Below are 2,748 nucleotides of genomic sequence, written 5' to 3'. Positions count from 1 at the left end.
GTGAGACCCGAGCTGCCTTCGGTGAGGTAGGGCGTGTCGATCTGCGCCAGGTTGCCCAGGCAAACGATCTTGGTGCCCGGGCCGGCGCGGGTGATCAGCGTCTTCATCTGCTTGGGCGTGAGGTTTTGCGCCTCGTCGATGATGACGAACTTGTTCAGGAAAGTGCGCCCGCGCATGAAGTTCAGGCTCTTGATCTTGATCTTGCTGCGCACCAGGTCGTTGGTCGCCGCGCGGCCCCACGCGCCGGCGCCACCGTCGGTCTTGGACAGCACTTCGAGGTTGTCGTCCAAGGCGCCCATCCACGGGCCCATCTTTTCTTCTTCGGTGCCGGGCAGGAAACCGATGTCTTCGCCCACCGGCACGGTGACACGGGTGACGATGATCTCGGTGTAACGGCGATCGTCCATCACCTGGCTCAGGCCGGCAGCGAGCGTCATCAATGTCTTGCCGGTGCCTGCGGTGCCGGTGAGGGTGATGAAGTCGCACTCCGGGTCCATCAGCAGATTCAGCGCAAAGTTCTGCTCGCGGTTGCGCGCGGTCACGCCCCACACCGCATTCTTCTGGTGGGTGTATTCGCGCAGCGTGCGCAGCACGGCGGTCTTGCCGGTGATCTCGGTGACCTTGGCGTAGAGCGGCGCGGCGCCTGGCGCTTCAAGGTAGACAAACTGGTTGATCAGGAGCGAAGGCACCAGCGGCCCGCTGATGCGGTAGTAGGTGAGGCCGCCCTGGTTCCAGCTTTCCATGGTCTTGCCATGCAGCTCCCAGAAGTCGCCGGGCAGCGTCAGCACGCCGGTGTAGAGCAGGTCGCCGTCGTCCAGCGTCTTGTCGTTGAAATAGTCTTCAGCGGGCAGGCCCAGCGCCCGGGCCTTGATGCGCATGTTGATGTCTTTCGACACCAGCACCACCTCGCGCTTGGGGTTTTGCTCGCGCAAGGCCTGCACCACGCCCAGGATCTGGTTGTCGGCCTTGCCCTGCGGCAGGCCGGCAGGCAGGCTCACGTTGACCAGCGTGGTCTGGAAGAAGAGCTTGCCGCCGGCGTCTTTGTGGCCAGTGTGGTTCAGCGGCAGGCCGTCGGCCATGTCGGCCGATTCGCTCAGCGACAGGCTCGCTGCCAGGGCGTCAAGATCGCGGCTGACCTGGCGCGCGTTGCGGGCCACTTCCGACATGCCTTTTTTGTGATCGTCCAGCTCTTCGAGCGTGATCATCGGCAGGTAGATGTCGTGCTCTTCAAAGCGGAAGAGGCTCATCGGGTCGTGCATCAGCACGTTGGTGTCGAGCACGAAAAGTTTGGCCGGGCCGGTGCCGCGCGGTTTGCGCCGGCGCGGCTGGGGCGCCGTGGGGCGCACGACCAAGGGCGCTGGCGGTGGGCTGACCTTGGCAATCAGCGGGGCGGCTTCACGCGGGGGCTCCAGCAAGTCGAGCACAGCGGGGCCGGCGGGGTCGGAGGCTGCGTTCTTGGGGTTTCGTTTGCCCGGTTTGGGCGCGGCCTGGGATTCGAAGTCGGCGGGGGTAAGGAGGGCGGCTCGTTTGACAGGCGGCTTGGGCAGTGGCATGTGTGGGTTCAGGTGGGCTGCAGAAGATTAAAAGGGCGCATAACAAAAAAGCCGCACAGTCGCCTGTGCGGCTTGGTTTGGAGCATGCGGGATTCACAACTCACAGGCATGAAACCCATTATGCACAAGAGAAGTGTCGACTCAACCGCCATGAGGAGAGCGTGGTTGAAAAACAAAATGCCGGGAGAAAACGCGGCTCCAGGACCCACACCCGCGCTGGGTTGTCTCTTTGTCCCTGGCTTGAGGGATGACCCGTGTCCACAACTGCCGCAGACTTGATACCGAACCACATCCATTGCACTTGGCAGAGAGAGGGCGCGAATGCAGGCGACAACAGCCACCGCGCGTGAGGGCAGTATTTCTTACCGACCCGACATCGATGGGCTCCGCACGATCGCCGTGTTGCTGGTGGTCGTCTTTCACTTCCATCTCTTTCCTGGCGGCGACAGCGGCTTCGTCGGGGTTGACGTCTTCTTCGTGATCTCTGGATATCTGATCACGAAACTGATCGCCGCCGACGTCGCGGACAATACATTCTCGATTGCTCACTTTTACGTCCGGAGAGCCAAGCGCATCCTACCGGCCTTGTTCACGGTCCTCATCTCAACGTGGATTCTCGGCCTGTGGCTGTTGGTTCCCAGCGAGCGCGCCGCACTCGGCCACACCATCGCGTCGGCGGCGGCGTTCACGTCAAATGTAGGTTTCTGGCAAGACACCGGATATTTCGACATCATGGCAGAACGAAAGCCTCTGCTGCACACTTGGTCGCTCGCAGTAGAAGAACAGTTCTATCTGCTTTGGCCGGTCGCACTGCTTCTCGCGAACAGATTTCGCTTCAATCGTGGATATGAAGTCGCAACCTTCATTGCGGCGTCGTTTGCCTTCTCGGTGTACTTGGTCGAGCGGCACCCGCCGACCGCGTTCTACTTGTTGCCGTCTCGCGCTTGGGAACTGCTGATAGGCGCAGTTCTGGCCTTGAAGCTCGTCCCGTTCCCATCCTCTGAGTTGATGCGCAACGTTGGCGCCTTGGCCGGCCTTGCGTTGATTGCGACCAGTCTGTTTGTGTTTGGTCCTGACACTCCCTTTCCCGGATGGTCGGCGTTGCTGCCCTGCGTAGGAGCGGGACTGGTAATCGCATCGGGTGAGCGAGGCGATAACGTCGCGTCCAAGTATCTGTTGTCGCTGCGGCCCGTGG

General features: G+C 61.8%; 2 protein-coding genes. One reads left to right on the top strand and one right to left on the bottom strand.

Annotated elements, in window-relative coordinates; genetic code table 11:
* The coding region (locus tag RMO40_RS00775; RefSeq protein WP_309714995.1) for a PhoH family protein at nucleotides 1-1,553 on the bottom strand (1,553 nt) is incomplete at its 3' end.
* Nucleotides 1,554-1,874: 321 nt separating this feature from the next.
* Here RMO40_RS00775 and RMO40_RS00770 point away from each other — a divergent pair.
* Nucleotides 1,875-2,748: acyltransferase family protein (locus RMO40_RS00770; protein ID WP_309714993.1), on the top strand; the 874-nt coding region annotated here is incomplete at its 3' end.

Source organism: Rhizobacter sp. (assembly GCF_031412075.1).
GTDB lineage: Bacteria > Pseudomonadota > Gammaproteobacteria > Burkholderiales > Burkholderiaceae_C > Rhizobacter.
This window is presented reverse-complemented; position numbering and strand designations above follow the sequence as displayed.